This is a genomic window from Paraburkholderia sp. NMBU_R16, from assembly GCF_013282575.1.
In the GTDB taxonomy this organism is placed as follows: Bacteria; Pseudomonadota; Gammaproteobacteria; order Burkholderiales; family Burkholderiaceae; genus Trinickia.
This window is the reverse complement of sequence record NZ_JAAAYE010000242.1, coordinates 1-804: the sequence shown is the minus strand read 5'-3', so window position 1 is coordinate 804 and position 804 is coordinate 1. Positions and strand designations below refer to the sequence as shown.

At 59.6% G+C, this 804-nt stretch carries 3 protein-coding genes; 1 reads left to right on the top strand and 2 read right to left on the bottom strand.

Going from position 1 to position 804, the window contains the following annotated elements; genetic code table 11:
• Nucleotides 1–260, top strand: a 260-nt coding sequence (locus GWC77_RS28080) for a DDE-type integrase/transposase/recombinase (protein ID WP_173262847.1), incomplete at its 5' end; no start/stop codon positions are given.
• Nucleotides 261–289: 29 nt separating this feature from the next.
• On the opposite strand, the gene GWC77_RS28075 is transcribed toward GWC77_RS28080, so the two are convergent.
• Both GWC77_RS28075 and tnpB read right to left on the bottom strand, forming a co-directional pair.
• Nucleotides 290–487, bottom strand: coding sequence for a hypothetical protein (locus GWC77_RS28075; protein ID WP_173262844.1), 198 nt, complete (start codon nucleotides 485–487; stop codon nucleotides 290–292).
• Between the two features lie 27 nt (nucleotides 488–514).
• Nucleotides 515–804, bottom strand: a 290-nt coding sequence (tnpB, locus tag GWC77_RS28070; RefSeq protein ID WP_173262841.1) for an IS66 family insertion sequence element accessory protein TnpB, incomplete at its 5' end; no start/stop codon positions are given.

Below are 804 nucleotides of genomic sequence, written 5' to 3'. Positions count from 1 at the left end.
TGGCCGCGCTCGAAGCGATCAACGCCCAGCGGCAGACACCGATCAAGGTACGGCAGAATAAATACCTGAACAACCTCATCGAGCAGGACCATCGTGCCATCAAACGCATCATCAAACCGATGATGGGATTCAAGGATTTCCGGTGCGCACGCATCATCCTGGCCGGCATTGAGATCATGCACATGATCCGCAAAGGCCAAATGAAGGGTGACCACGCCACTCGAACGGTCGCCGCGCAGTTCTATTCGCTGCTTATGTAAGGACTCCTAAGCGAATCGCCGCTTGCTCGTCATGGCTCCGTTATCGCGACACAACCCTCGACGATGCGACGCTCGCTCTTGCGGCCAAACAACTGGCGCTGGAACCACGCGACTTGCGCGCGCAATTGCGCGTTCTCGCTGAGTACCGTTTCGCATCGCGCAGACAACGCCGCCACCTGCGCGGTGAGCGCAGCGAGGGTCTCGTCGGTGGCGGCAGTCGATGGCATGGCCGCCATCATAGAGAAAGACAGGCCTCATGGCGAGAGCCTCACCGGCAATTGCGGCTGTGGATGCCGGTAACGATGCCGTTGCCGCACGACCTCGATCCCCTCAAGCAAGAGCTTCAATTGCGTGAGGTCGATCTCACGCGTGACGACCCGCTTCCAGTCGGCCAGAAAACGGCCTTGCTCGAGTCGCTTGGCCCACACACACCAGCCGCTACGATCGAAGTAGAGCACCTTTATTTGCGTAGCACGACGATTGATGAACGCGAACAAATGGCCCGCCAGCGGATCGACCGGCATGCCGTGGCGCGCAATCGCGT

Bases quoted from the DNA above. Each gene is read 5' to 3' on its own strand.
- GWC77_RS28075 (WP_173262844.1), bottom strand. From the start codon at position 487: ATGCCATCGACTGCCGCCACCGACGAGACCCTCGCTGCGCTCACCGCG.